The organism is Micromonospora sp. NPDC050795, from assembly GCF_044456785.1.
Classification (GTDB): Bacteria; Actinomycetota; Actinomycetes; order Mycobacteriales; family Micromonosporaceae; genus Micromonospora.
Genome location: NZ_JBITGE010000042.1, coordinates 13,702 through 39,129 on the forward strand (window position 1 = coordinate 13,702; position 25,428 = coordinate 39,129).

At 72.6% G+C, this 25,428-nt stretch carries 20 protein-coding genes; 13 read left to right on the forward strand and 7 right to left on the reverse strand.

The annotated features are described in order from the left end of the window. Positions 1-50: 50 nt before the first annotated feature. Together ACIBEF_RS28120 and ACIBEF_RS28125 are read left to right on the forward strand one after the other, a co-directional pair. A complete protein-coding gene (locus ACIBEF_RS28120) occupies positions 51-2,777 on the forward strand; it encodes an Hsp70 family protein (protein ID WP_396796241.1) in 2,727 nt (908 codons plus the stop codon). Between the two features lie 37 nt (positions 2,778-2,814). Next, positions 2,815-3,387 (forward strand): nucleosidase, encoded by a 573-nt coding sequence (locus ACIBEF_RS28125; RefSeq protein WP_387349534.1) that lies wholly within the window; start codon positions 2,815-2,817, stop codon positions 3,385-3,387. 10 nt (positions 3,388-3,397) lie between these two features. Here the strand turns inward: ACIBEF_RS28125 and ACIBEF_RS28130 are convergent, their stop codons facing one another. Then, the gene (locus ACIBEF_RS28130) at positions 3,398-4,576 is read right to left on the reverse strand and encodes a low temperature requirement protein A (protein WP_396796242.1); all 1,179 of its coding nucleotides are present in this window, start codon (positions 4,574-4,576) and stop codon (positions 3,398-3,400) included. Between the two features lie 171 nt (positions 4,577-4,747). Between ACIBEF_RS28130 and ACIBEF_RS28135 the strand changes: the two genes are divergently transcribed. The 4 genes from ACIBEF_RS28135 (at position 4,748) to ACIBEF_RS28150 (ending at position 11,439) form a co-directional block, all read left to right on the forward strand. After that, positions 4,748-5,611, forward strand: coding sequence for a S1 family peptidase (locus ACIBEF_RS28135; protein ID WP_396796243.1), 864 nt, complete (start codon positions 4,748-4,750; stop codon positions 5,609-5,611). A gap of 84 nt (positions 5,612-5,695) precedes the next feature. Then, positions 5,696-6,721: a sugar kinase gene (locus tag ACIBEF_RS28140; protein ID WP_396796244.1), complete on the forward strand. Its 1,026-nt coding sequence runs from the start codon at positions 5,696-5,698 to the stop codon at positions 6,719-6,721. Between the two features lie 67 nt (positions 6,722-6,788). After that, complete coding sequence (locus ACIBEF_RS28145; protein WP_396796245.1) at positions 6,789-7,394, forward strand: bifunctional 4-hydroxy-2-oxoglutarate aldolase/2-dehydro-3-deoxy-phosphogluconate aldolase; 606 nt, start codon at positions 6,789-6,791, stop codon at positions 7,392-7,394. 331 nt (positions 7,395-7,725) lie between these two features. Further along, a complete protein-coding gene (locus ACIBEF_RS28150) occupies positions 7,726-11,439 on the forward strand; it encodes a S8 family serine peptidase (protein WP_396796246.1) in 3,714 nt (1,237 codons plus the stop codon). Between the two features lie 61 nt (positions 11,440-11,500). Here the strand turns inward: ACIBEF_RS28150 and ACIBEF_RS28155 are convergent, their stop codons facing one another. Genes ACIBEF_RS28155 through ACIBEF_RS28170 form a run of 4 tightly spaced genes read right to left on the reverse strand, consistent with a single transcriptional unit; the run spans position 11,501 to position 16,534 of the window. Beyond that, positions 11,501-13,549 (reverse strand): penicillin acylase family protein, encoded by a 2,049-nt coding sequence (locus ACIBEF_RS28155; protein ID WP_396796248.1) that lies wholly within the window; start codon positions 13,547-13,549, stop codon positions 11,501-11,503. Further along, positions 13,546-14,370 (reverse strand): ABC transporter ATP-binding protein, encoded by an 825-nt coding sequence (locus tag ACIBEF_RS28160; protein ID WP_396796249.1) that lies wholly within the window; start codon positions 14,368-14,370, stop codon positions 13,546-13,548. Before ACIBEF_RS28160 ends, ACIBEF_RS28155 begins: the two co-directional genes overlap by 4 nt. Positions 14,371-14,399: 29 nt before the next feature. Continuing rightward, on the reverse strand, positions 14,400-15,425 hold the full coding sequence (locus ACIBEF_RS28165; protein WP_396796251.1) for a FecCD family ABC transporter permease: 1,026 nt from the start codon (positions 15,423-15,425) through the stop codon (positions 14,400-14,402). Next, a complete protein-coding gene (locus tag ACIBEF_RS28170; protein ID WP_396796253.1) occupies positions 15,422-16,534 on the reverse strand; it encodes a FecCD family ABC transporter permease in 1,113 nt (370 codons plus the stop codon). The genes ACIBEF_RS28165 and ACIBEF_RS28170 overlap by 4 nt, the downstream gene beginning before the upstream one ends. Positions 16,535-16,607: 73 nt before the next feature. Here ACIBEF_RS28170 and ACIBEF_RS28175 point away from each other — a divergent pair, with 73 nt between their 5' ends. The 6 genes from ACIBEF_RS28175 to ACIBEF_RS28200 all read left to right on the forward strand — a co-directional run bounded on the left by ACIBEF_RS28175 (position 16,608) and on the right by ACIBEF_RS28200 (position 23,581). After that, positions 16,608-17,639: an ABC transporter substrate-binding protein gene (locus ACIBEF_RS28175; protein WP_396796254.1), complete on the forward strand. Its 1,032-nt coding sequence runs from the start codon at positions 16,608-16,610 to the stop codon at positions 17,637-17,639. An 80-nt stretch (positions 17,640-17,719) separates the two neighbouring features. Further along, positions 17,720-19,258 (forward strand): pyridoxal phosphate-dependent decarboxylase family protein, encoded by a 1,539-nt coding sequence (locus ACIBEF_RS28180; RefSeq protein ID WP_396796256.1) that lies wholly within the window; start codon positions 17,720-17,722, stop codon positions 19,256-19,258. Between the two features lie 62 nt (positions 19,259-19,320). Beyond that, positions 19,321-20,598, forward strand: a complete 1,278-nt coding sequence (locus ACIBEF_RS28185) for a lysine N(6)-hydroxylase/L-ornithine N(5)-oxygenase family protein (protein ID WP_396796284.1) — start codon at positions 19,321-19,323, stop codon at positions 20,596-20,598. Next, on the forward strand, positions 20,595-21,188 hold the full coding sequence (locus ACIBEF_RS28190) for a GNAT family N-acetyltransferase (protein ID WP_396796257.1): 594 nt from the start codon (positions 20,595-20,597) through the stop codon (positions 21,186-21,188). Before ACIBEF_RS28185 ends, ACIBEF_RS28190 begins: the two co-directional genes overlap by 4 nt. Continuing rightward, on the forward strand, positions 21,185-23,032 hold the full coding sequence (locus tag ACIBEF_RS28195) for an IucA/IucC family protein (protein WP_396796259.1): 1,848 nt from the start codon (positions 21,185-21,187) through the stop codon (positions 23,030-23,032). The genes ACIBEF_RS28190 and ACIBEF_RS28195 overlap by 4 nt, the downstream gene beginning before the upstream one ends. Before the next feature lie 48 nt (positions 23,033-23,080). Next, a complete protein-coding gene (locus tag ACIBEF_RS28200; RefSeq protein ID WP_396796261.1) occupies positions 23,081-23,581 on the forward strand; it encodes a DUF1772 domain-containing protein in 501 nt (166 codons plus the stop codon). Positions 23,582-23,615: 34 nt separating this feature from the next. Here the strand turns inward: ACIBEF_RS28200 and ACIBEF_RS28205 are convergent, their stop codons facing one another. Beyond that, positions 23,616-24,089: a MarR family winged helix-turn-helix transcriptional regulator gene (locus tag ACIBEF_RS28205; RefSeq protein ID WP_396796262.1), complete on the reverse strand. Its 474-nt coding sequence runs from the start codon at positions 24,087-24,089 to the stop codon at positions 23,616-23,618. Between the two features lie 137 nt (positions 24,090-24,226). Here ACIBEF_RS28205 and ACIBEF_RS28210 point away from each other — a divergent pair, with 137 nt between their 5' ends. Continuing rightward, positions 24,227-24,787, forward strand: a complete 561-nt coding sequence (locus ACIBEF_RS28210; protein ID WP_112672976.1) for an NADPH-dependent FMN reductase — start codon at positions 24,227-24,229, stop codon at positions 24,785-24,787. 103 nt (positions 24,788-24,890) lie between these two features. Here ACIBEF_RS28210 and ACIBEF_RS28215 read toward each other — a convergent pair whose 3' ends face one another. Beyond that, positions 24,891-25,346: a GNAT family N-acetyltransferase gene (locus tag ACIBEF_RS28215; RefSeq protein ID WP_396796265.1), complete on the reverse strand. Its 456-nt coding sequence runs from the start codon at positions 25,344-25,346 to the stop codon at positions 24,891-24,893. Between the last annotated feature and the right edge of the window lie 82 nt (positions 25,347-25,428).

Sequence of the window (25,428 nt, forward strand, 5' to 3'; positions counted from 1 at the left end):
GCGTACGATGCGGGGTCGAGTTCCCCTCGTCGCGGCGGAGGTATCGGGCAATGGCAGGCCAGCACGAGGGTTTCGCCCTCGGCATCGACCTCGGCACGTCCAACACCGTCGCGGTGCTGCGCTGGCCGGACGGGCGGACCCGTCCGCTGCTGATGGACGGTCAACCGCTCAGTCCGTCCGCCGTGTACGCCGACCCGGACGGCACCCTGCAGACCGGCTGGGACGCCCGCCGGTTGGCGCAGGCCGACCCGGCCCGGTTCGAGGCGAACCCCAAGCGTCGGGTGGACGAGCCGACAGTGCGGCTCGGCGACCGCGCGTACCCGCCGGCCGACCTGCTCGCCGCGGTGCTGGCGTCGGTCGGCCGGGCCGCGGTGAACGCTGTGGGTTTCCTGCCGCCGGCAGTGGTCACCTGCCCGGCCGCCTGGGACGCGACGCGGCGGCAGGTCCTCGCCGACGCGCTGCTGCGGGCGGGCTGGCCGCAGGCGGCCGAGCACACCCTCGCCGGGCCGACGCCGCCCGGCACCCGGCTGCTGCGGGAGCCGGTGGCCGCCGCCCGGTACTACACGCAGGTGCTGCACCGTCCGGTGCCGGTCGGCGGGGCGATCGCGGTGTTCGACTTCGGTGGCGGAACGCTCGACGTCGCTGTGCTGCGCAACGAGGGCGCGGACCCCTGGGGCGACTCAGGCTTCAGCGTGGTCGCCGACGGTGGCCTGCCCGACCTGGGCGGTCTGGACCTCGACGCCGCGCTGGTGCGTCGGGTCGGCGAACTGGTCGGTGAGCGGCACGCCGGGCAGTGGGACCGGCTCACGCGACCGGCGGATCCGGCGCAGCGCCGCGATCAGGTCCGGCTCTGGGACGAGGTACGTGGGGCGAAGGAAACCCTGTCCCGGTCTGCTGTCGCCCCGGTCGCGGTGCCGGGAGTGGCCGAGACGATCCAGCTGACCCGGGCGGACGTCGAGCGGGTGGCCACGCCGCTGCTGCACCGGGCGGTGCAGCGGGCCCGGGAGGTCATCGCCGCCGCCGGGCTGCGCCCCGATCAGCTCGACGGGCTGTTCCTCGTGGGAGGGTCGTCACGGATCCCGCTGGTGGCCCGCATGCTCCACGCCGAGCTGGGGATCGCGCCGACGGTGCTGGACCAACCCGAGTTGCCGGTGGCCGAGGGCGCCCTGACCGACCTGCCGCTGCGCAAGCCGCTCCCCGCCCCGGCGTACGCGGGACCGCCGCTCGTACCACCCTCGCCGGCTCCGGTGAGCCCGCCCGCGCCACGTCCCGTGAGCCCGCCCATGCCGAGCCCCGTCAGCCCGCCCGCCCCGGCCGGAGCCCCCGCGCCGGTCGTACCGACGCAGCCCTGGCCGGGATCCACCCCGCCCCCGGGGCCGGGCCTGGCCGGCGCCACCCCGACCCCGCCGACCGGCGCGACCCGCTGGCCCCGGGCGCGCTGGGTGGTGCTCGGCGCGGTGCTGGCCCTGGCCGGGGTGGCCACCGCGGCGACGCTCTACCTGACCCGGGACCGCTACCCGGATCTGGAGTTCGCCTCGCTGCGCGAGCTGTCCCGCCTGTCAGCCGGCACCGAACGGCCGCTCGACATGTGGACGGCGGTGCTCGACGACCGGGCCTACCTGGCGTTTGCGCTGCCGGACGACCGGCTGGAGGTGGTGGCCGTCGACGCGGGCAACGGCCGCGAGTTGTGGCGCGAGCAGACCGACGTGCGGGCCGACGACTGGGAGGCGATCATCGCCGTTCCCGGGGCGGTCGCGGTCCTCGCCGACGCGCCGGGCGACAGCACCCCCCGACCGCTGGCCGTCCTCGACGGCCGCACCGGCGAGCAGCGCTGGCAACGCGTTCTGCGTGGTGACGACGACGTCTACTTCGCCGACGACACGGCGGTGCTGGTGGACCGGGCCGCTGAAGAACTGGTCGGTCTGCGCCTGACCAACGGCTCGGCGAAGTGGACCGAGCCCAACCCCCGCGGCCAGTACGCCGGTGGCCGTACCGTGGTCCGCCCGGTCGGCACCGACGCGGCGGCGGGCGGGCCGGCCTTCCTCGACGGCACGCCCCGCAACCCGTGGACGAGCAAGGGGCGGCGACTCGTCCAGGTGGGTGCGGACCGGTCGGTGCGGCTGCTCGACATGGCCTCCGGCGCCGTGCTGCGCCAGTGGGGCAGCGTCGCCGACCTCGACGACCTGGTGGTCGCCCACGAGGACCGCCTGTACGTGGCCGCCAACGAGGGTGGCTACCAGCTGCTCGCGTACGACCTGAACTCCGACGCCGAGCCGGTGGTGCTGCACCGCTCCGGCAACGACGAGTACCGCCCGAAGGAACTGGTGGCCTGCGGTGAGCGGCGGGCCTGCCTGTTGCAGGTGCCGAACAACGACGTCGCGCGCACCGAGGTGGTGGCGGTCACCGAGGGTGAGCGCATGATCAGTTGGTCGGTGCCGGGCGTGACCGGTCTGGTCGCGTTGGGTGAGCAGGTGCTCGCCCAACGAGAGCTGCCGGAGCCGACCGTCACCGTCTTCGACGCCGCCGGCAAGCCGGTGCTGCGGGACCGGGGCGGGGTCGCCGTCCGCCTGGACGCGGGCAACCTGCTGGTCTTCGCCAAGGCGCCCAGCGTGGTCGCGGACAACCGGGTGCTGGCCGGGGTGTGGGCCGAGTCCGGGGAGGTCGACGAGTTGGGTGAGCTGAAGAACGTGCGCAGCTCCTCCTGCTCGTGGAACACCCGCGTGATCGCCTGTGGCGCGGAGAAGGACTTCGTGCTGTACCGCTTCACCGACGACTGACGTCGACGGCCCACCGTTCGGCTCGTACGATGCTCCGGTGAATCTTCGAGGTACGGTCCGCGCCGATCGTCCGCTGGTGGTTCTTGCCGTGGGGGAGGAGGCCCGCTACCTGCCGCCCGAGCTGCCGGTCCTGCTCACCGGCATGGGCAAGGTGAACGCCGCCAGCGCGGTTGCCGCGGTGCTGGCTGCCGGGCCGCGCCCCGCCCTGGTGCTCAACCTGGGTACGGCGGGCGCGTTGCGCCCCGGGTTGGCCGGCATCCACGAGGTCGCCACGGTGCTCCAGCACGACCTGGACACCGACCTGCTGCGCACGCTCACCGGCGAGACCTACGGGGCGCCGCTGTCGTTGGCCGCCGAGGGTGCGGTGCTCGCGACCGGTGACACCTTCGTGGCCGACGACGCGGAGCGGGACCGGTTGGCGCAGCGCGCCGACCTGGTCGACATGGAGGGGTACGCGGTGGCGTGGGCCGCGGCGCAGGCCGGCGTGCCGTGCCGGCTGGTCAAGCAGGTCAGCGACGAGGCGGGCGACGGCGCGGCCCGGAGCTGGCAGGAGTCGGTGGACGCGTGCGCCCGGGACCTCGCCGAGTGGGCCGCCCGACACGTCGCCTGAGTGAGCAGGGTCAGTCGCCGGATTGTCGGAACCGCAGGCCCGGCGTGGTCTCCCGGGCCGCCCCGGGGAGCAGGACGTGAGCCGCCAGCCCCAGCGCCACGAACACGGTGACCAGCACCGGCGGCCAGTGGCCGGCCCAGGGCAGCACCAGCAGCGGCAGGATCAGGCAGCTCAACCGCCACCACGGCATCTCCGTCGACACGAGCAGGGTGAACAGCGCGCGGCCGACCACGAACAGGATCGGACCTCCGATGATCAGCAGGAGCCACCGCGCCGGTGTCGTCCCGGTCGGCCGCGAGACGACCAGGTCGAACGCCGCCGCCGTGCCGACCACGCCGGCCAGCATCACCAGATGGGTGTACGGGGCCACCCGCGTCGGCCGGCCCGCCCTCGCCCCGGCTTCCAGCAACTCGCCGGCCCGGAAGACGTAGACCTGCCACATCAGCAGCATGAGGCCGAAGGCGCAGAACAACGCGGTGACCCGGATGCCGTCGAGATCGGTACGGCTGACCCGCATGGTGGGCACCAGGATGATGTCGCCGAGGGCCAGGATCACGAACTGCTGGTACCGCTCGCCCAGGTGCCCGGTGGTCCGCTCGTACTGGTCGATGGGCACCCGGCCCAGCCTCGGTGTCGGGTAGCGGGCTGCCGAGGACAGCAGGTCGATCGTGATGGCGATGGTCCAGAGCGGCCAGTTCACGTCGCCGGTCGCCCCGCCGGTGATCCAGAAGACGCCGGACACCACGAACCAGAACAGGAACCGGGTGGCCCGGATCGTGGCCGCCCGGTGGTGCTGCCGGAGCAACGTCGTGATCAGGATGATCCCGCGAGAAACGTGCGTACCGACGTACGAGACCGCGAAGATCATCGCGTGCCCGTCAATGACCATGGGCAGGGACGCCGCCATCCCCACCGAGCCGACCATGGCGATCATCAGGATGGCCTGGATGGGGCGTTGCTGCGGGTCGTAGAACTCGGTGGTGGTGGAGGTGACCGACCAGGTCCACCAGATGGCCGTCAACATCAGCAGCACCTTCGCGCCGCCGGAAATGGAAAGGTGCTCGGTCAACAGCGTCGAGGTCAGCGCGAGGGCCGCCACGAAGACCACGTCGAAGAGCAACTCCAGCAACGTGGCCCGGGTCGACCCGTCCGGCCGGCGTACCAGTGCCGCGGTGCCTCCGGTGCTCATGCCCGGCCTCCCACCGTGTCTTAAGAGGATTATCGGCGGTGCCGGCGCGGCCCGTCCCCGGATCGGCGATTCCCGCCGGTCGGGGAAGCGGACGGCCGGAGGTTGCCAGGGCGTCGGAGGCCGGGCGATGCTTGACCGCATCCAATAATCTCGATCTATTCGGAGGTTCGGATGCGCCGCTCCCCGCTGGTCGCCCTCGTCCTGACCGCCCTGCTGCTCGTCGCTCCTGGCGCGGCGCAGGCCGCCGTCCCCGACCGGGCCGCCGCGCCCGCCGCCGACCCGACGGCCACGCTGACCGGGGTACGCACCGCGGGCACCGCCTGGGGTCTCGACCCCGCCACCGGTCGGATGACCCTCACCGTCGACGACACAGTGGCCCCCAGCGAGGTGGCCGCGCTGCGGCTGGTGACCGACCGGGCCGGCGTGCTGCTGCGCCGCGAACCCGGAACCCTGCGGCCGCTGATCGCCGGTGGGCAGGGCATCTACGGCGGCGGTGGCGCGCGCTGCTCGCTCGGCGCGAACGCGCGCAGCGGCAGCACCTACTACGTGATCACCGCCGGGCACTGCACCACCGCCGCCGCCACCTGGTACACCGACAGCGCCCAGACCACGGTGCTCGGCACCCGCACCGCAACCAGCTACCCCACCAACGACTACGGGCTGATCCGCTACACCGGCCGGATCGCCCACCCGAGCGCGGTCTACACCTACCCCGGCCTGCTGACCATCAATGGCCCCGGCAGCGCGTACGTCGGTCAGGCGGTGTGCCGCAGCGGCAGCACCACCGGCGTGCGCTGCGGCACCGTCACCGGTCTCAACCAGACCGTCAACTACGCCACCGGCGTGATCTACGGCCTGATCCGCACCAACATCTGCGCCGAACCGGGGGACAGCGGCGGACCGCTCTACGTGGCCTCCACCGGCAGGATCCTCGGCATCCTCTCCGGCGGCACCGGCAACTGCACGGCCGGTGGCACCACCTACTACCAGCCGATCGCGGAGGTGCTGGCCGCGTACGGGTTGACGTTGCCCTGACCGGCGGGACACCGCTTGCCCGCCCCGCGCGGGACACCTAGGCTCGGCGACGCCCAGCACCCCCGCCGCGAGGACGTGTGCCTGATGCCGACCGCCCCCCGACCTGACCAGCCGAGTGTCCCGGCCGGCCTTCCGTCGATCGAGGTGGCAGCGGTAGGGGAGACGATGGTGGTGCTCTGCCCCGCCCCGGGTGAGCCGCTGGAGCGCGCCGAGCGGGTCGACGTCTCGGTCGGTGGGGCCGAGTCCAACGTGGCCGGTTACCTGGCCCGCCTGGGACACGTGACGACCTGGGTGAGCCGGGTCGGCGACGACCCTTTCGGTCGGGCCGTCGTCCGGCATGTCGCCGCCGCCGGCGTCCGCGTCGACCAGGTCTGCGTGGACCCGACCGCCCCCACCGGCCTGTACGTCAAGGACCCTGGCCCGGAGGGGACCGCCGTGCACTACTACCGGGCCGGTTCGGCGGCCGCCCGGATGGACCCCGCCACGCTGGCCGGCCCGGCGCTGAGCGGTGCCCGGGTGCTGCACCTGTCCGGAATCACCCCGGCGCTCTCCGCGTCCTGCCGGGCGCTTGTCGAGCACGCGGTGACCGACCGGCCGCTGGCGCAGGCGTTGGTCAGCTTCGACGTCAACCACCGGGCCCGACTGTGGTCCTCCGGGCAGGCCGCACCGGTGCTGCGCGACCTCGCCAACCGCTGCGACCTCGTCTTCGTCGGGCAGGACGAGGCGGAGACCCTCTGGGGCACCACCGACCCGACCGCCGTACGCGAGGTGTTGCCCGATCCGCAGACGGTGGTGGTCAAGGACGGCGCGGTGGGCGCCACCGCACTGGTCCGCGACGCCGAACCGGTCTTCGTGCCCGCGCCCCGGGTGACCGTGGTGGAGCCGGTCGGCGCCGGAGACGCGTTCGCCGCCGGTTACCTGGCCGGGCTGCTACGCGGGCTCGACCCGGTGCGGCGGCTGCGTCTCGGCCACCTCGTCGCGGCCCAGGCGTTGACGAGCAGCGGCGACAACGCCCCCGTACCGCCGTGGACCTGGTTCGAGAAACTCATCGACGCCCCCGCCGACGCCTGGTCGCCGCTCGACCTGACCCACCCGGGGGCGACGACCTGAGCCGGGCCGCCGGGTTGCGACCCGACCAGCAGCAACAGTCCCACCGCGACATCGGATGGAGTGCACCATGACCACACCGGACTTCGATCACATCTTCGGCGGCGCCCGGGTGATGGCGATCCTGCGCGGCCTGCCGGTCGCCGAGACCGTTCGGCTCGCCGAGCGCGCCTGGGACCTCGGCATCGACGTGGTGGAGGTTCCGGTGGCCACCGCTGACGCGGTGCCGGCGCTGCGTGCCGCCGTCGAGGCGGGGGCCGAGCGTGACCGGATCGTCGGTGCCGGCACCGTGCTCGACGTCGAACAGGTCGCCGCGGCGGCCGACGCGGGCGCCCAGTTCACCGTCGCGCCCGGCCTGGACCTCGCGGTCGCCGACGCCGCCGCCGCGCGTGGCCTGCCGCACCTGCCCGGCGTGGCCACCCCGACCGAGGCCCAGCAGGCACTGCGGCACGGCCTGACCTGGCTCAAGGCGTTCCCCGCGATCGCTCTCGGGCCGGCCTGGTTCAAGGCCGTCGCCGGCCCGCTGCCGCAGTTGCGCTTCGTCGCCACCGGCGGCCTGGACGCCAGCAACGCCGACGCGTTCCTGCAAGCGGGCGTACGCGTGGTGGCCGTCGGCTCCGCCCTCTCCGACCCCACCCAGCTAGACGCCCTAGCCAAGCTGACCCGCCCCTCCTAACCACCCCAACCCCAACCCCAACCCTCCCGCGCTCCCTCCCTCCCGCCGCCTCCCGCAACCCTCCCGGCGTCGATCTTGCAGTTGCTGTCGTCGATGCGTCCCGATTCGCGCCTTTGGTCGCGACAGAAAGTGCAAGATCGACGCGGCGGGGTGGGGCCGGGGCGCGTGTGGGGGCGGGGAGGGGGGAGGGCGGGGGAGGGGGGAGGGCGGGGGAGTCGGGGGGTGGCGGGGTTGCGCCATGGCGTAGGTGCGTCGGGGTGCGGGGCGTGTTCGGGGTGGGCGTTGCGTCGATGCTGTGGTGCGTACCACTTCTCGACACAAAGAGGTCATCGTGGCTCTGTCTCACCGGCGCCGCCGATCCGGGCTGATCGCCCTCGGCGCCGCACTCACCCTGGCGGCCGGGCTCACCCCACCCGGCGCGGGAGCGGCCGCCGCCCCGCCGAACAACCCCGACCGCCCGGCGGGCATACCCCCGGCCGCCGCCGGACGCGCGTCCACCGTCACCCTGATCACCGGTGACACGGTCACCGTCACCACCGCGGCGGACGGCAGCACGGTGTCGACGGTGCGCCGGCCGGACGGCAGCACCCCGAGCTTCCACCGCACCGTGCGCGACGGCGACACCTACGTCTACCCGGACGCCGCGCTGTCCTATGTGACGAGCGGCGTGCTGGACCGGCAACTGTTCAACGTCACCGACCTCATCGCCGACGGTTACGACGACGCGCACACCGACGCGCTTCCGTTGATCGTGACGATGACCGACGCGGCGGCCCGCAACCGCACCCGCCCCACAGTCGACGGCGCCACCCTGGTCCGACAGTTGGACAGCGTGCAGGGTGCGGCGCTGACCCGCCAGCGCGCCACCGCCGACCGGTTCTGGACCGCGCTGACCACCGGTTCGACCCGGCGTACCGGTGACGAGCCGACCCTGGCGAACGGCATCGCCAAGGTCTGGTTGGACGGTCGGGTGCGCGCGGACCTGGCCGAGTCCACCGCGCAGATCGGCGCGCCCGAGCTGTGGGCCGAGGGCAACACCGCGACCGGTGTCGACGTCGCGGTGCTCGACTCGGGTGCGGACGCCGAACACCCGGACCTCGTCGGGCAGATCGCCGAGTCCAGCAGCTTCGTCCCCGAGGAGCCGGACATCCTTGACTACAAGGGCCACGGCACGCACGTCGCCTCGACGATCGCCGGAACCGGCGCGGCGTCCGGTGGCGCCGAGCGGGGCGTCGCCCCGGGTGCCCGGCTGCACATCGGCAAGGTGCTCAACAGCGAGGGCAGCGGACAGGACTCGTGGATCATCGCCGGCATGGAGTGGGCGGCCCGTGAGCAGAAGGCCCGCGTGGTCAGCATGAGCCTGGGCGGTGAGGCCACCGACGGCAGCGACCCGATGAGCCAGGCGGTCGACCGGCTCAGTGCCGAGACCGGCGCCCTCTTCGTGATCGCCGCCGGCAACAGCGGCCCGGCCAGCATCGGCAGCCCGGGTGCCGCCAACTCCGCGCTCACAGTGGGCGCTGTGGACAACACCGATCACCTCGCCGACTTCTCCAGCCAGGGGCCACGCGCCGGCGACGGCGGGCTCAAGCCCGAGATCACCGCCCCCGGCGTGGACATTCTGGCGGCCCGCTCGCACCTCGTGCGGGGCGGCTCCGGCGACTACACACTGATGAGCGGCACGTCGATGGCCACCCCGCACGTGGCCGGCACGGCCGCGCTGGTCGCTGCCGCGCACCCGGACTGGACCGGTCAGCGGATCAAGGAAGCACTGGTCAGCACGGTGAAGGCCACCCCCGAGTACACCCCGTACCAGGCGGGTGCCGGCCGGGTCGACGCGGTCGCCGCCGCGCACGCCACCGTCTTCGCCACCCCGAGCGCGTACTCCGGTTTCCAGGCGTGGCCGCAGCAGGCGGGCGCGACCGTCGACCGTACGGTCACCTACACCAACCTCGGCGGCGCGTCGGTCGACCTGCGGCTGGCCCTCGACGCGGCCACCGCGCCGGCCGGGCTGTTCGCGCTCTCCGCCGACCGGGTGACAGTGCCCGCGGGCGGCACCGCCACCGTGACGGTGACTGCCGCGTACGACAAGCTGCCGGTGGAGAAGCAGGTCAGCGGCATGATCGTCGCCACCGACGGGACCGGTGCGGTGCGTGGGCGCACCCTGATCGGCGCCGGCAAGGAGGGTCAGCGGCAGAACCTGACGCTGGTTGCCAAGGACCGCGACGGCAAGCCGCTCGTCGGCAAGGTCATCCTCACCGCCGACACCCTCTTCACCGCCGTGGACCTGCCCGAGAGCGGCACCGCCACGCTGCGGCTGCCGGTGGGAAGCTGGAACGGTTGGATCTCCGCGGACGTGCGGGGTGTGCACGGGCCGCACTCCAAGGGCATGGCGATGCTCAGCTTCACCGACGTGAACCTGGACCGTGACCGCACCGTCACCCTGGACGCGCGCGCCGCCCGACAGGTGCAGGCCCGGGTGCCGCAGGAGGCCGTCGCCAGCGCGCTGCGGATGGACATCCACCGGTCCACGAAGAACGGTCTCACCGAGAGCCAGGTGCTGCCCGACGACTCGTACGACAGCATGTGGGCGTTGCCGACGAGCCGTCCGGTGACCGACGGCGAGTTCGAGTTCGGTGCCCGGTGGCGGCTGGAGCAGCCGGCCCTGACCATTTCGGCCGGCGGTCGCTCGTACGACGATCTGCTGGTGAAGCGGGCGACCCCGGCGCTGCCGGCCGGCCGCCGTCAGTTGGACGCGGTCTACGTCGCCGACGCGTCGGCGGCGGGGCTGGCCAAGCGGCCGGTCCGGGACCGGGCCGTGGTGGTGCGCCGCAGTGACAGTGTGGACATCGCCACCCAGGCGCAGGCCGCCGCTGTGGCCGGGGCGAAGCTGCTGCTCGTGGTGAACGACGGCATCGGTCGGCTCCAGCCGTGGGACGAGGCGCCGTGGAGCCCGGAGAGCCCGGCCCCGGTGACCGTGGCGACCCTCGGCGCGGACGAGGGTGGGCAGCTCATCGCCGCGCTGGAGCGGGGCGCGGTGCGGCTCACCGTCGAGTCGCACCCGGAGACCACCTACCTGTACGACGTGGCGCACCACTGGACCGGTAACGTGCCGGCCGACCTCACCTACCGGCCCACGCAGCGGCAGTTGGCCCGGGTCGACGTGGAGTTTCGCAACTACCGGCAGGGCAAGGCGCTGGAGTTCCGCACCGACATCTGGCGCGGCTGGGCGTCGAGCAACCAGGAGCCGGCACCGGCGCAGGGCCGCCGCACCGACTGGGTGAGCGCCGACCAGCGGTGGGTCGACGACGCGTTCATCGCCGGCGAGACCGGTCAGCACCTGATGGCGGCGACCACGTACCCGGCCGGCAAGCCGAGCGCCGTCACCTGGTTCGGGCCGATCCAGCGACCCCGGCAGGGCGGCAGCTACGTGCCGGTCCGCTACCTGGACACCGTCTACCTGCCCGCGCCCGGGTGGGGCGACGGGGGCGGCCACATCGGTGAGGCGTACGCCAACTACAAGATGGTTAACCGGACCACCCTCTACCAGGGGGACAAGGAGCTGGACTGGGGGAACGCCGAGTACCTCCAGGTTTCCGGGCTGGCCGAGCAGCGACTGCCGTACCGGCTCGTGGTGGAGAACGACAGGGCCGCGTGGACCAACCCGTACTCCCGGCAGACCCGCACCGAGTGGGGCTTCCACTCGGCGGTCACGGGGGAGGAGTCGGCCGAGGTGCTGCCGATGATCCAGCTGGACTACCAGGTGGCCATCGACTCCGCCGGCAGGGCGTCACGCCGGGCACCGCTGACCGTTGTCGCCTCCCACCTGCCCGACGTCACCGCCACGATCGGCGCGGTGACCGTCGAGGTGTCCTACGACGACGGGGCGACCTGGCAGAAGCAGCGGCTGACCCGGCACGGCGACGGCTGGCGCACCTCGCTGGCCGCACCGGCGAAGGCCGGCTTCGTGAGCCTGCGCACCACGGCGCGGGACAGCGCCGGCAACACCGTGAGCCAGAGCATCAGCCGGGCGTTCGGCCTGCGCTGACACGATGGTGACCGGCCGCCGGTCGGGGTGCGCGAAACACCCCGAGCGGCGGCCGGTGCCGTCAGTGGAGTTCCTCGACGAGCTGGTCCCAGTCCGTGCTGACCGGCAGCAGGTCGCCGGCCAGCCAGGCGGCGCTCTGGTCGTCGTGGTGCGGGTCGCCCGGCACCCCGCAGGCGCCCAGGGGGACCACCCAGCGGCTGTCCGAGCGGCGGGCCAGGTCCCAGACGAAGCGCGCCGCCGGCCCCCGGAAGCACCAGTGGGTGACCCCGGGCACGCTGGAGGTGGCCAACACGCAGTCGTGGTCACCGTCGAGCCGGGGGCCGGGCCCGGTGTCCGGACCGGGCAGGGCCCGCCACGCCGCCAGCCGGTGCAGGTCCCCCCAGAGCACCGGCTCGGCCGCCGCGTCGGCGACCTCCTCGGCCGCCGCGCCCACGAGCGCGGCGATGTCCACACCGGGCAACGGGTTCGCGCCGAGCAGGTGCTCCAGCGCGTGACCGACCCGCGGCGTCAGCGCCAACCAGGGCGCGAACACCTCGGGGTACGCGGGCAGCTCGGCCAACGCGGCCAGCGCCGGGTGGGCGGCGATCCGGCGTACGACAGCCGCCCGCAGCATGGCGTACGCCGCCGCGTCGGTGCTGTCGGCGGCCATCCGGCGGTCCCAGCGCAGCAGTCGTTCCCGCAGCGCGGCGGCGGCCGGACCGAGCCCCCTCGACTCCGCGAGGACCGCCAGCAACGGCCCGGCCGCGCCAAGGTACGTGTCGGTGTGCACCATCGCCATCTCGTCGGCCGTCCACGCCGGACGGGCGTCGAGCAACTCGGCGATGCGACGCGCCCGGTGCGGTGGGGCGAACTCCACCCCGAGCGGTGCCGCCAGCCCGTGTTCGTTGGCCATCACCGCCCGACCGTGCACCTCGGCACGGGGCATCGGCGCGTGCCAGCCCTGCCAGGCGTACGCGGCGTCCCATCCGGGGACCACCCGCCGGCCGTTTTCCGGGTGCCGTACCGGCACCACCCCGGCGACCCGGTGCAACAGCCCTCCGGCGGTGTCCGCGGCCTGCACCACGTTGACCGGCTCCACCCAGTGCCGCAGCGCGTGGTCGACGTCGGCCACGGTGCGGGCGCGCAGCAGCTCCGGCAGCGTCGCGAATCCGAGGTCACCCCGGACCCGGGGCGGGTAGCGCAGGCTGACGGCGGACTCGTCGTCCGGTCCACCGGCGATCACCGGACCACGATCGGTCTCCACCACCTCGACCTCGACCGGGTCGGCCCCGGCCACCTCGATCATCTCGACGTGGCGGTGCGCCGTGCGCCAGCCGTCCGGGCCGAGCGCCTGGACCCGGGGGCCGTCGCGGCGCAGCCGCTCCGCGTACACGTCCTGGTAGTCGGCCATCGCGTTGGTGATCGCCCAGGCCACGCCGCCGGTGTGCCCGAAGTGCGCGATGCCCGGCACGCCCGGCACCGCCAACCCGACCACGTCGTACTCCGGGCAGGCCAGCCGGATCTGCTGGTAGACACCGGGATCCTGGATGAACCGGTGCGGATCGCCGGCGAGCAGCGCGCCCCCGGTGCCGGTGCGCTCCGCGGCGAGAAGCCACCCGTTGCTGCCGGCCACGGCTGGCCCGTCGGTGGCGAAGCTGTCGACCGCGTCCGGCCCGAGCCGCTGCGCCACGTGCTCGCGCCAGAGCTTGCCGGGGAACCCGGCGAACAGGATGTGGTGGCCCAGCCAGACCGCGAGCGGCGTCCACGGCTCCCACCGCCCCGGGCTCAGCCCGGTGGCGGCGAACTCCGGTGACCGGGCCGACCCGGCGGCGAGATCGGCGTTGACGCCGTCCACGTACGCGCCCACCCACTCGGCGGTCGCCGGGTCCAACGAGGCGTGGCATCGCCGTGCGGTGTCGTCGAGCCGGACCTGCCGGACGAACCGGTCCCAGCCCAGCGCGTCAGGCCCGAGGATCGCCGCGCTGGTGCCCTGGGCTCGGTGCCGCTCCACCTCGATCTGCCAGGCCCGGTCGTACGCTGTCACCCGGCCCTGCGCCACCGCCAGCGCGAGCGGGTCGGCGGCCCGCAGGTGCGGCACTCCCCAGGGGTTGCGGAACCGTTGCGTCCTCATGCCGGCTCCGGGGCCAGGGTGGTGGCGCGGCGTCGGGCCGCGGGCACGACCAGCGGGGTGCCGGTCTCCGGGTCGTCGATCACCCGGCAGGGGAGCCCGAACACCTCCTCGACCAGCTCAGCGGTGACCACCGACGCCGGCTCCCCGGCGGCCACCACGCGTCCGTCGCGCATGGCGATCAGGTGGGTGGCGTAGCGGGCCGCGTGGTTCAGGTCGTGCAGCACCGCGACAAGGGTGCGGCCCTGCTCCTCGTGCAAACGGGCGCAGAGGTCCAGGATCTCGATCTGGTGGGCGATGTCGAGGTACGTGGTCGGCTCGTCGAGCAGCAGCAGGGGTGTCTGCTGGGCCAGCGCCATGGCGATCCAGACCCTCTGCCGCTGCCCGCCGGACAACTCGTCCACGGCCCGGTCGGCGAGGTCGTCGACCCCGGTCGCGGCCATCGACTCCTCGACCACCCGCTCGTCCTCGCGGGACCACTGCCGCAGCAGCCCCTGATGGGGGTAGCGACCCCGGGCGACCAGTTCGGCGACGCTGATGCCGTCCGGTGCGATCGACGACTGCGGCAGCAGGCCGAGCGTACGGGCCACCTTGCGGGCCGGCAGGTCGTGAATGTCCCGTCCGTCCAGCAGCACCGCGCCCGCGCTGGGGCGCAGCATCCGGGACAGGGCGCGCAGCAGCGTCGACTTGCCGCACGCGTTCGGGCCGATGATCACGGTGAAGGACCGGTCGGGCACCGCCACGGTCAGGTTCTTGGCAATGGTGCGCTGATCGTAGGCGAGGGTCAGCGAGGTGCCCCCGAGTCGGGAATCGCCGGGTCGCATGGGTGCTCCTTCAAGGGCGTCACTGGTGTTCACAGCCGGCCCGCCCGACGTTCCATCGCCAGCAGCCAGACCAGGTAACCGCCGCCGATCACGCCGGTCACCACGCCGACCGGGAGTTGGTGCCCGGCGAACGCGCGTTGCGCCACCAGGTCGGCCCCGACCAGCAGCGCCGCGCCGACGGCCATCGACGGCAGCAGGTTCGGACCCGGGGCCCGGGTCAGCCGTTTCGCCACGTGCGGGGCGACGAGCGCCACGAAGGACACCGGCCCGGCGGCGGCCGCCGCGAACGAGACCAGCAGCACGGCGGCGGCGAGCAGCACCAGGCGCAGCCGGCGTACCGGCACGCCCAGGGCGCTGGCGGCGTCGTCGCCCAACTCCATCATCCGCAGCGCCGGGGCGCAGCCGACGAGCACCAGCGGCGCCAGCACCACCAGCACGGCAAGGAGCGGCCCGGCGTTGGCCCAGCCTCGCCCGTCCAGGCTGCCGGTGAGCCAGAGGACCGCGCGGGCGGCTTCCATCAGGGGCGCCCGGGTCAGCAGGTAGCCGTTGACGCCGGTCAGGATCGCGGACACGCCGATGCCCACCAGGATGAGTCGGTAGCCGTGCACCCCGCGCCGCCAGGCGAGCGCGTAGATCACCAGGCCGGTGCCGAGACCACCGACGACCGCCGCGCCGGCCAACGCCAGGCTGCTGCCACCGAGGACGACCACCACCAGCGCCCCGGTCGACGCGCCCTGGGTGAAGCCCAGGATGTCCGGGCTGCCCAACGGGTTGCGGACCAGCGACTGGAACACCGTGCCGGCGAGAGCCAGCGCCGCACCGACCAACAGGGCGGTGACCAGCCGGGGCAGGCGCAGCTCAAGCACGATGAACTGCTCCGCCACAGTTCCACCGCCGGTCAGCGTGCGCAGCACGTCCGCCGGCCCCATCGGGTAGTCACCACTGCCCAGGGCCACCAGACCGAACCCGGCCGCGAGCACGGCCGCGCCCGCCCCGACACCCAACGCGCGCGGCCGGAACCGCAACGACAAGCCCTCGCTACGCAGAACCGTCACGGCTGGGCCACCGGTCGGCGGGTGACCAGCCACAGGAAGAGCGGGCCGCCCAGTACGGCGGTCACCATGCCGACCTGGAGTTCTCCGGGGCGGCCCAGCACCCGGCCGAGCACGTCGGCGCCGAGCAGCAACGCGGGTGCGAGCACCGCGCAGTACGGCAGCAGCCAGCGCAGGTCCGGGCCGGTCAGGGCGCGGACCAGGTGTGGCACGAGAAGCCCGACGAAGACGATCGGTCCGCACGCGGCGGTCGCCGCGCCGCAGAGCAGGGTGACGGCGACGATCACGGCGGCGCGGATCAGCGCGGGTCGAGCGCCGAGGGCTCGCGCCGCGTCGTCGCCGAGCGCCAGCGCGTTCAGCGGACGGGCGGAACCGAGCGCGACCAGCAGCCCGACGATGATGAACGGCAGCACCCGGGTCACGGTCGCGGAGTCCGCGCTGGCCAGTGAGCCGACCGTCCAGAAACGCAGCCGCTCCAGCGACGCGGTGTCCAGCAGCATCACCGCGCTCACGTAGGAGTAGAGAGTGGCGTTGAGCGCCGCCCCGGCCAGCGCGAGTCGGGCCGGGGTTGCGCCGCGTCCGCCGCCGACGGTGTAGACGAGCGCGGTCACCGCCGCCGCGCCGAGCAGCGCGAACCAGACGTACCCGCCGACTGCGGTGACGCCCAGGAACGCGGCGGCGGTGGCGACGGCCGCGGACGCGCCGGCGTTGATGCCGAGCAGTCCGGGGTCGGCGAGTGGGTTGCGGGTGAGGGCCTGCATGACAGCGCCCGCCACACCGAGAGCGGTGCCGGCGAGCAGCCCGAGCAGGGTGCGGGGCAGGCGCATCCGGTGCACCACCGCGTACTCGGTGGCGTCGCGGTGCAGCAATCCGGACCAGACGTCGGCGAGCGGCATGGCCTTCGCGCCGACCGCGATGCTGAGCACCACGATCACCGCGAGCAGTGCCACGGCGGTGACCAGGCCGGCGGCGCGGGCTGCCCGACGGCCACGCCGGCTCGGGGGTGCGGCCGTCGCCCTGGCTGGCACGGGCGGTGCCGGTCGTGTGACGGTGGGTGTGGCGTCCAGTGTGGGCTCCGGGGTGGTGGCGACACGGCGTACCGCTGTTGACAATGACCGAGGTTAGGCTAACCTAACCCCGCTGCCCTGGTCGACCCCGGCCAACCCTTGATCGAAAGACAACACCATGCCCGATGCCCTGTCCGCCCGCCGCCTCTCCCGCCGTGGCCTGCTGGCCGCCGGTGGCGCCGCCACGCTGGCCACCCTGCTCGCCGCCTGTGGCACTGACGACGCCGCGAAACCCGCCGCCGGCAACGGAAGTGACCCCTGGTCGTTCACCGACGACCGCGGCGCGAAGGTGGAGGCAGCGGCCCGTCCGGCCCGTGTGGTGGCCTTCACCGGGGTGGCGGCGGCCCTGATCGATTTCGGTCTCGACAAGCAGCTCGTGGGCGTCTTCGGGGAGACCAAGCGCGCCGACGGTACGGCCGAGCCGCAGGCCGGTGACCTTGACGTCGAGGGCGTCGAGATCCTCGGCAACGTGTGGGGCGAGTTCAGCCTGGAGAAGTACGCCGCGCTGCGCCCCGAACTGCTGGTCACCCACATGTACGACCCGGACGCGCTCTGGTACGTGCCGGACGAGAGCAAGGCCAAGATCCTCCCGCTGGCGCCCAGCGTGGCGATCACCACCGCCCGGGTGCCGATGACCAAGCCCATCGAGCGGTACGCGGCGCTGGCCGAGTCGCTCGGCGCGGACCTGTCCGCGAAGAAGGTCACCGACGGAAAGGCCCGCTTCGACGCCGCCGCCGAGGCGGTCCGACAGGCGGTGAAGGCCAACCCCGGGATCAAGGTGATGGCCTGCTCCGGGAGCCCCGACCTCTTCTACGTCTCCAACCCGAAGGTCAGCACCGACCTGATGTACTTCGCCGAGTTGGGCGTCGACATCGTGGTCCCCACCAAGCTCGAAGCCGGCGACTACTTCGAGGCGCTGAGCTGGGAGAGCGCCGGCAAGTTCCCGGCCGACCTGATCCTGCTGGACAACCGCGGCACCGCGCTGCAGGCCAAGGACCTCACGGCCAAGCCGACCTGGCAGCAACTGCCGGCGGTCAAGGCCAACCAGGTGAGCCCGTGGGACGCGGTGCCCCGCTTCTCGTACGCCGGCTCCGCGCCGCTGCTGGAGAACCTCGCCACCGCCATCCGGAACGCGAAGAAGGTCAGCTGACGAACACCACATCCCCGGGCGCACCGCCGCGCCCGGGGTGGGTTCCGGCTGCCCTCGTCCAAGACGTGGAAGGACCACCAGTGACCGTGCCGACGTACCCCGTCGAGACCACCACGCCGCCACCGGCGTCAACCGCCGCGCGGGCCCAGCTGCTGCACGGCGGCTCGGTCGAGCAGTACCGCCGGACGATCGCCGACGGCGTCGACCGGGTCGCCCGTCGGGTGGCCACAGTGGACCGTCCCGGCACCGGAATCACGCCGGCCGAGCTGGCCCCCCTGGTCGACCGGGTGGACCTGGACCGGCCACTGGGCGACGCCGGCGCCGCCCTCGACGAGCTGGAGAACGTCTACCTGCGCGACGCCGTCTGGTTCCACCACCCCCGCTACCTGGCCCACCTCAACTGCCCGGTGGCCATCCCGGCACTGCTCGGTGAGGCGGTGCTCACCGCCGTGAACTCGTCGCTGGACACCTGGGACCAGAGCGCCGGGGCCACCCTCATCGAGCGCCGGCTGATCGACTGGACGGCCGAGCGGATCGGCCTCGGTCCCCGCGCCGACGGCATCTTCACCAGCGGCGGCAGCCAGTCCAACCTCCAGGCGCTGCTGCTGGCCCGGGAGGAGGCGTGCGCCGACGCCATCGGCCCCGCGGCGCGCGCCGACCTGCTGCCCCGACTGCGCGTGCTCACCTCCGCCGCCGGTCACTTCAGCGTGCAGAAGTCGGCAAAACTGCTCGGCCTCGCCCCGGACGCGGTGATCGCGGTGCCCACCGACGCCCGGCGACGGATCCGGCCGGCCGCCGTCCGCGAGGAGCTCGCCCGGTGCCGCGAGGCCGGGCTGGTGGTGATGGCCGTCGTCGGCACCGCCGGCACCACCGACTTCGGCTCGATCGACCCGCTCACCGACCTGGCTGGGATCTGCGCGGCAGCCGGCGTGTGGCTGCACGTGGATGCCGCGTACGGCTGCGGTCTGCTCGTCTCGCCGACGCGCCGGCACCTGCTCGACGGCATCGAGCGGGCCGACTCGGTGACCGTGGACTTCCACAAGTCGTTCTTCCAGCCGGTCAGCTCCAGCGCGCTGCTGGTCCGCGACCGGCGGACGCTGCGGCACGTCACCTACCACGCCGACTACCTCAACCCGGCCCGGATGGTGGAGCAGCGCATCCCCAACCAGGTCGACAAGAGCTTGCAGACCACCCGCCGTTTCGACGCGCTGAAGCTCTGGCTCACCCTGCGGGTGATGGGCCCGGACGCGCTCGGTGGGCTCTTCGACGAGGTCGTCGACCGGGCCGCCGACGCCTGGCGACTGGTCAGCGAGGATCCGCGCTTCGAGGTGGTGACCCGCTCGGAGCTGAGCACCGTGGTGTTCCGCTACCTGCCCACCGGCCCCGGCCGCGAGTTGGCCGACGCCGCCAATCTGCACGCCCGGGAGGCCCTCGCGGCGTCCGGTCTCGCCGTGGTCGCCGGGACCCGGGTGGACGGCCGGCACTTCCTGAAGTTCACACTGCTCAACCCGGAAACCACAGTCGACGACGTCGGGTACGTGCTCGACCTGATCGCGACCCACGCCGGCCAGTACGTGCACGACCACGTCGACGCCGGCCTGACCTGCCACGTCGGCTGACGCCGATGAACCTGCCCCGTCGGCTGACGCCGGTGACCTCGAACCCGCGCCTGGAGACCCCGATGTCCACCCACGACTTCATCGCCATCGGGTTGGGCCCGTACAACCTGGGCCTGGCCTGTCTCACCGCGCCGATCGACGAGCTCGACGGGGTGTTCCTGGAGGCCCGACCGAGCCTCGCCTGGCACCCCGGCATGCTGCTGGAGTCGGCCCGGTTGCAGACCCCGTTCATCGCCGACCTGGTCAGCCTCGCCGACCCGACGTCGCCGTACTCCTTCCTCAACTACCTCAAGGAGATCGGCCGGCTCTACCCGTTCTACATCCGGGAGAGCTTCTACCCGCTGCGCAGCGAGTACGACGCGTACTGCCGGTGGGCGGCGGCGAAGCTGCCGAACCTGCGCTTCGGTCAGAGCGTGACAACCGTGGAGTACGACCCCGCCGACGAGCGGTACGTGGTGCGGGCCAGCACGGGCACGGGTGAGACCGTGCAGTACCGGGCCCGGCACCTGGTGCTCGGCACCGGCACCCCGCCGCACCTGCCCCCGGCCGTGGCCGACCTGCCGGGCGATGCCGTGCACAACTCCCACTACCTGGAGCACCGCTCGGCGCTGCGCACGAAGCGCAGCATCACGGTGGTGGGCAGCGGGCAGAGCGCCGCCGAGATCTACCACGACCTGCTCGGCGACATCGACCGGTACGGCTACCAGCTCAACTGGGTGACCCGGTCGCCGCGGTTCTTCCCGCTCGAATACACCAAGCTGACGCTGGAGATGACCTCACCGGACTACGTGGACTACTTCCACGCGCTGCCCGAGGCGACCCGCTACCGGCTGGAGTCCGAGCAGAAGGGCCTGTTCAAGGGGATCAACGCCGACCTGATCAACGACATCTTCGACCTGCTCTACGCGCACAGCGTCGACGGGCCGGTGAACACCCGCCTGCTCACCAACACCGAGCTGGTCAGCGCCGACCACCAGGACGGGCAGTACACGCTGGGGTTGCGTCAGGTGGAGCAGGAACGCGACTTCGCCCTGCGTACCGAGGGTCTGGTGCTGGCCACCGGCTACCACTACCGGGTGCCGGAGTTCCTCACGCCGGTGCGGGACCGGATCCGCTGGGACGCGCACGGCCGCTTCGACGTGGCCCGCAACTACAGCATCGACCACGCCGGGCGGGGCATCTTCCTGCAGAACGCGGGCACCCACACGCACAGCATCACCTCACCGGACCTGGGCATGGGCGCCTACCGCAACTCCTGGATCATCCGCGAGCTGCTCGGCCGGGAGCACTACCCGATCGAGAAGAGCATCACCTTCCAGGAGTTCGGGGTGTCGTCGTGACCACCGTCTTCACCCGGGTCGACGACGGGCTCGGTGAGTTCGCGCTGCGGCCACTCGATCCGGACGCCGACGCGGCGCTGCTGCACACCTGGGTGACCCACCCGAAGGCGGCGTTCTGGATGATGCAGGACGCCGACCTGGCCAAGGTCACCGAGGAGTACCAGCGGATCGCCGCGCACCGGCACCACGACGCGTACCTCGGGCTGTGGCGGGGGAGTCCCGCCTTCCTCGCGGAGCGCTACGACCCGGCCCACGTCGAGCTGGTCGGCCTCTACGACCACCAGCCCGGTGACGTGGGCATGCACTTCCTCTGCGCGCCGGTCGACGCGCCCGTGCACGGCTTCACCCGGGCGGTGATCGGCACCGTCATGGCGTGGCTCTTCGACGACCCGACGACCCGGCGGGTGGTGGTCGAACCGGACGTGCGCAACACCGCCGTGCACGCGCTGAACGCCGCCGTCGGCTTCACTGTCGTCGGCCCGATCGCCAAGCCGGAGAAGGCCGCGCTGCTCAGCGTGTGCACCCGAGCCCAGTTCCAGGCCGCCGCCGACCGCGCCGCCGCCGACCGAACCGAAGGAGCCCCGGCGTGACCACCACCGCCGTCCCCACCCACCCGCCCGTCGCCACCGCGCACCACGCCTCCGGCGACCCGGTCGGGCACCTCACCCCGCAGCGCTGGGCCCGGGCCAACCGACTGCTGGTCCGCAAGGCGCTCGCCGAGTTCACCCACGAGCGGCTGCTCACCCCGCAGGCCGTGGCCGGTCCCGACGACCGTCAGTGGTACGAGATCGCCAGCGACGACGGCACCGTCACCTACCGGTTCGCGGCGCGGGTGCTCGCCCTGGCGCACTGGCAGATCGACGCGGACAGCATCACCCGACACCGCGACGGCACCTCGCTGACCCTGGACGCGGTGGACTTCATCGTCGAACTGCGCGACACGCTCGGGCTTTCCGCGCGGGTGCTCCCGGTCTACCTGGAGGAGATCACCTCGACGCTGGCGGGTACGGCGTACAAGCTGGCCCAGGCCGCGCCGAGCGCCGCCGAGCTGGCCGAGGCGGACTTCCAGACCATCGAGACCTCGATGACCGAGGGGCACCCCTGCTTCGTGGCGAACAACGGCCGGCTCGGCTTCGGCGTCGACGAGTACCACCGGTACGCCCCGGAGGCCGCCGCGCCGGTGCGGCTGGAGTGGCTGGCCGCGCACCGGGACCACTCGACGTTCAGCAGCGCCGCCGACCTCGACTACGACACGCTCATCGAGAGCGAGTTGGACGCCGCGACCCGGGCCCGGTTCGCGGCCACGATGGCCGATCTCGGGCTGGACCTCGCCGACTACCACCTGATCCCGGCGCACCCGTGGCAGTGGTGGAACAAGCTGGCGGTCACCTTCGCCGGTGAGCTGGCCGAGCGGCGGCTGGTGCACCTCGGCCCCGGGCCGGACGTGTACCTGGCCCAGCAGTCCATCCGCACCTTCTTCAACGTCAGCGAGCCGGGTCGGCACTACGTCAAGACCGCGCTGTCGGTGCTGAACATGGGCTTCATGCGCGGGTTGTCGGCGGCGTACATGGAGGCCACCCCGGCGATCAACGACTGGCTGGCCGACCTGATCGCCGCCGACGAGGTGCTGACCGGCACCGGCCTGACCGTCATCCGGGAGCGGGCCGCTGTGGGTTACCGGCACCGGCAGTACGAGGCGGCGACCGAGCGCACCTCCCCGTACCGCAAGATGCTGGCCGCCCTGTGGCGGGAGAGCCCGGTGCCCGAGCTGGCGCCGGGGCAGCGACTGTCCACGATGGCCGCGCTGCTGCACGTCGACGACGAGGGCGGCTCACTGGCGGCCGCGCTGATCGCCCGGTCCGGCCTGGCGCCCGAGGTGTGGCTGCGCCGCTACCTGGACGCCTACCTGACCCCGCTGCTGCACAGCTTCTACGCCCACGACCTGGCCTTCATGCCGCACGGCGAGAACGTCATCCTGGTCCTCGACGAGCAGGACACCGTCCAGCGGGTGATTTTCAAGGACATCGCCGAGGAGATCGCGGTGATGAGCGAACGGGTCGAGCTGCCGGCGGCGGTGGAGCGGATCCGCGTCGAGGTGCCCGACGACACCAAGCTGCTGAGCATCTTCACCGACGTGGTGGACTGCTTCCTGCGGCACCTCAACGCGGTCCTGGTCGAGGCCGGTGTTCTCGCCGAGGACGACTTCTGGCGCACTGTCGCGGCCTGCGCCGCCGACTACTTCGACCGGGTGCCGCACCTGGCCGAGCGGGTCCGCCACTACGACCTGTTCGCCCCGGAGTTCACGCTGTCCTGCCTCAACCGGCTGCAACTGCGCGACAACCAGCAGATGATCGACCTGGCCGACCCGTCGGCGGCGCTCCAGTTCGTCGGCACCCTGACCAACCCGCTCGCCGCCCACGCTCCGGCCCGGTGACCGCAATCGCGTTTGATCAGCGCGCACGGCAACGGGTGCAATAGGCGGATGGGAGTTCTGAGTACCGCGAGCCTGTTCGCCGCCACCCTCACCACCGGCCTGACCGCCGGGCTGTTCGCCGCCTTCGCGTACGCGGTCATGCCGGGTCTTGCCCGTGCCGACGACCGGACGTTGGTGCTCGCCATGCGGCGGATCAACGAGTCGATCCTCAACGGGTGGTTCGCCGTGTGCTTCGGCGGCGCGCTGCTGTTCACGCTGGTGGCGGCGGCGCTGCACCTGGGGGCCGAGCGTCGGGCGGTGCTGCCGTGGATCGTCGCCGGGCTGCTGCTGTACCTGGTGGTGCTCGGCGTCACCGCCGCTGTCAACGTGCCGCTCAACAACGTGCTGGCCCGCGCCGGCGACGTCGACGACGCCACCGACCTCGCGGCGCTGCGGGCGCGCTTCGAGGTCACCTGGGTACGCGGCAACGTGGTTCGTGCCGTCGCGTCGACCGGCGCTTTCGGCTTGCTGGCGTGGGCCCTGGTCGCCGAGGGCCGGCTGCTCGGCTGAGGCCGGGCGGGCGACCGGCCGGGTCGCGGTTGCCTCAGTCGGTCGGCTCTGCCGTGCCGGCCTGCTGGAACGCGCGGGCCAACTGGGCGAGGTCGAACCCCTCGAAGTGCTGGAGGAACCGGCGGCGTACGGCGGCCAGGTGACTGGGCCAGGATTCCTCCAGGCGGGCGTAGCCCTCGTCGGTGAGGACGGCGTTCCAGCCGCGCGCGTCCTCCTCGCAGCGTTCCCGTCGGACCAGGCCCTGCGTCTCCAGCCGGATGATCGTGCGGGTCATGCCGCTGAGGGAGAGGTAGCAGAGCGCCGCGAGTTCGTTCATGCGCATCCGCCGGTCGGGTGTCTCGGAGAGGTTCATCAGCGCGGTGTACTCGGTGAGCGGCAGCTGACGGTCACCGACCATGTCCGCGTCGATAGCCCGGGGCAGGACGTGCATCACCTGGCCCAGGGCGCGGACCAGGGATTCCTCATCAGGGGTGAGGGGTTGCGGAGTTGCTGCGGAGGGGTTGGACATCCTCTTATCATACTTGCTTGACTCAGCAAGTGCTTACCCTCTGTGTGACCACGCCCATACGCGAAGTATTTGCTTGACCAATCAAGCAGCGATAGCGTTCCCCGTCGTCAGGCAAGAACCTCTGAAAGGCGCCACACATGACCAGGATCGGGATCATCCTCGGAAGCACCCGTCCGGGGCGTAACGGCGAGGCCGTCGCCCGCTGGGTGCTCGAGATCGCCAAGCAGCGCTCCGACGCGGAGTACGAGCTGATCGACCTGCTGGACTACCAGCTGCCGCACCTCGACGAGGCGTACCCGCCCTCGATGGGCCAGTACACCCAGCCGCACACCAAGCGGTGGGCCGAGACGATCGCGTCGTTCGACGGGTTCGTCATCGTCACCCCCGAGTACAACCACTCGACCTCGGGTGCCCTGAAGAACGCGATCGACTTCCTCTACGCCGAGTGGAACAACAAGGCCGTCGGCTTCGTCAGCTACGGCTCGGTCGGCGGGACGCGCGCCGTGGAGCACCTGCGTCTGATCTCCGGTGAGCTCCAGATGGCCGATGTGCGCTCGCAGGTCGCGTTGTCGCTCTTCACCGACTTCGAGAACTTCAGCGTCTTCAAGCCCAACCAGTTCCACCAGGACTCACTGACCGCCACGCTCGACCAGGTGGTCGCCTGGAGCACGGCGCTCGCTCCGCTGCGCAAGGGCTGAGCACGTCGCACCTTTCGGAAACGGCCGTGGGGGATCCCACGGCCGTTTCCGGCGTTCAGTGTCGCGCCCATGCCCGGCGGCCAGCGTCGGAGCGGTGCTTTCACTACCCTTGGCGCTGACCGTCCTGTTGTCGGCCTTCATCTTCCTCACCTACGGCTTCGTCGACGTGTTGATCTACCACGTCACACACGACCTCGGCGGCTCCGAGGGCACCGTCGGCACGGTGCTCGGCTTGGCGGCGCTGGGCACGTCCCGGCACGTCGCGGCACAGTGCGGTGCCGACGCCCCGGCCCCGCGCGTCAGCGGCGACCATGAAGCTGGCGGTGGACACACGAGCGCCCGGCCCGGGCCGGTTGGCACCCATCTTCGCGGTGCCGAGAACCCGCTCGCCGTCGACCGCCACGACGGTCCGCGCCGGCGCCGCCTCGACCCACATGCCGTACGACTGCTCGGCGGTCAGCGCCGGGTCGTAGGGGAACGTCTCCTGTGCCCGGATCACCTCCTCGATGATCGGCCACACCTGCGACCAGTCCCGGTCGACGAAATCCCGAATCAGCACCCGGGGAGGTCAGGCCCCGGCAGGAGCCGCGAACAATCCGTTTATCCGCAGGTGCATCCACCCGGCCTACCCGGTGCGGGGC

Coding starts and splice junctions, on each gene's coding strand:
- ACIBEF_RS28120 (WP_396796241.1), top strand. CDS start 51: ATGGCAGGCCAGCACGAGGGTTTCGCCCTCGGCATCGACCTCGGCACG.
- ACIBEF_RS28130 (WP_396796242.1), bottom strand. CDS start 4,576: ATGAGCACCGGAGGCACCGCGGCACTGGTACGCCGGCCGGACGGGTCG.
- ACIBEF_RS28135 (WP_396796243.1), top strand. CDS start 4,748: ATGCGCCGCTCCCCGCTGGTCGCCCTCGTCCTGACCGCCCTGCTGCTC.
- ACIBEF_RS28140 (WP_396796244.1), top strand. CDS start 5,696: ATGCCGACCGCCCCCCGACCTGACCAGCCGAGTGTCCCGGCCGGCCTT.
- ACIBEF_RS28145 (WP_396796245.1), top strand. CDS start 6,789: ATGACCACACCGGACTTCGATCACATCTTCGGCGGCGCCCGGGTGATG.
- ACIBEF_RS28155 (WP_396796248.1), bottom strand. CDS start 13,549: ATGAGGACGCAACGGTTCCGCAACCCCTGGGGAGTGCCGCACCTGCGG.
- ACIBEF_RS28160 (WP_396796249.1), bottom strand. CDS start 14,370: ATGCGACCCGGCGATTCCCGACTCGGGGGCACCTCGCTGACCCTCGCC.
- ACIBEF_RS28175 (WP_396796254.1), top strand. CDS start 16,608: ATGCCCGATGCCCTGTCCGCCCGCCGCCTCTCCCGCCGTGGCCTGCTG.
- ACIBEF_RS28185 (WP_396796284.1), top strand. CDS start 19,321: ATGTCCACCCACGACTTCATCGCCATCGGGTTGGGCCCGTACAACCTG.
- ACIBEF_RS28200 (WP_396796261.1), top strand. CDS start 23,081: ATGGGAGTTCTGAGTACCGCGAGCCTGTTCGCCGCCACCCTCACCACC.
- ACIBEF_RS28205 (WP_396796262.1), bottom strand. CDS start 24,089: ATGTCCAACCCCTCCGCAGCAACTCCGCAACCCCTCACCCCTGATGAG.
- ACIBEF_RS28210 (WP_112672976.1), top strand. CDS start 24,227: ATGACCAGGATCGGGATCATCCTCGGAAGCACCCGTCCGGGGCGTAAC.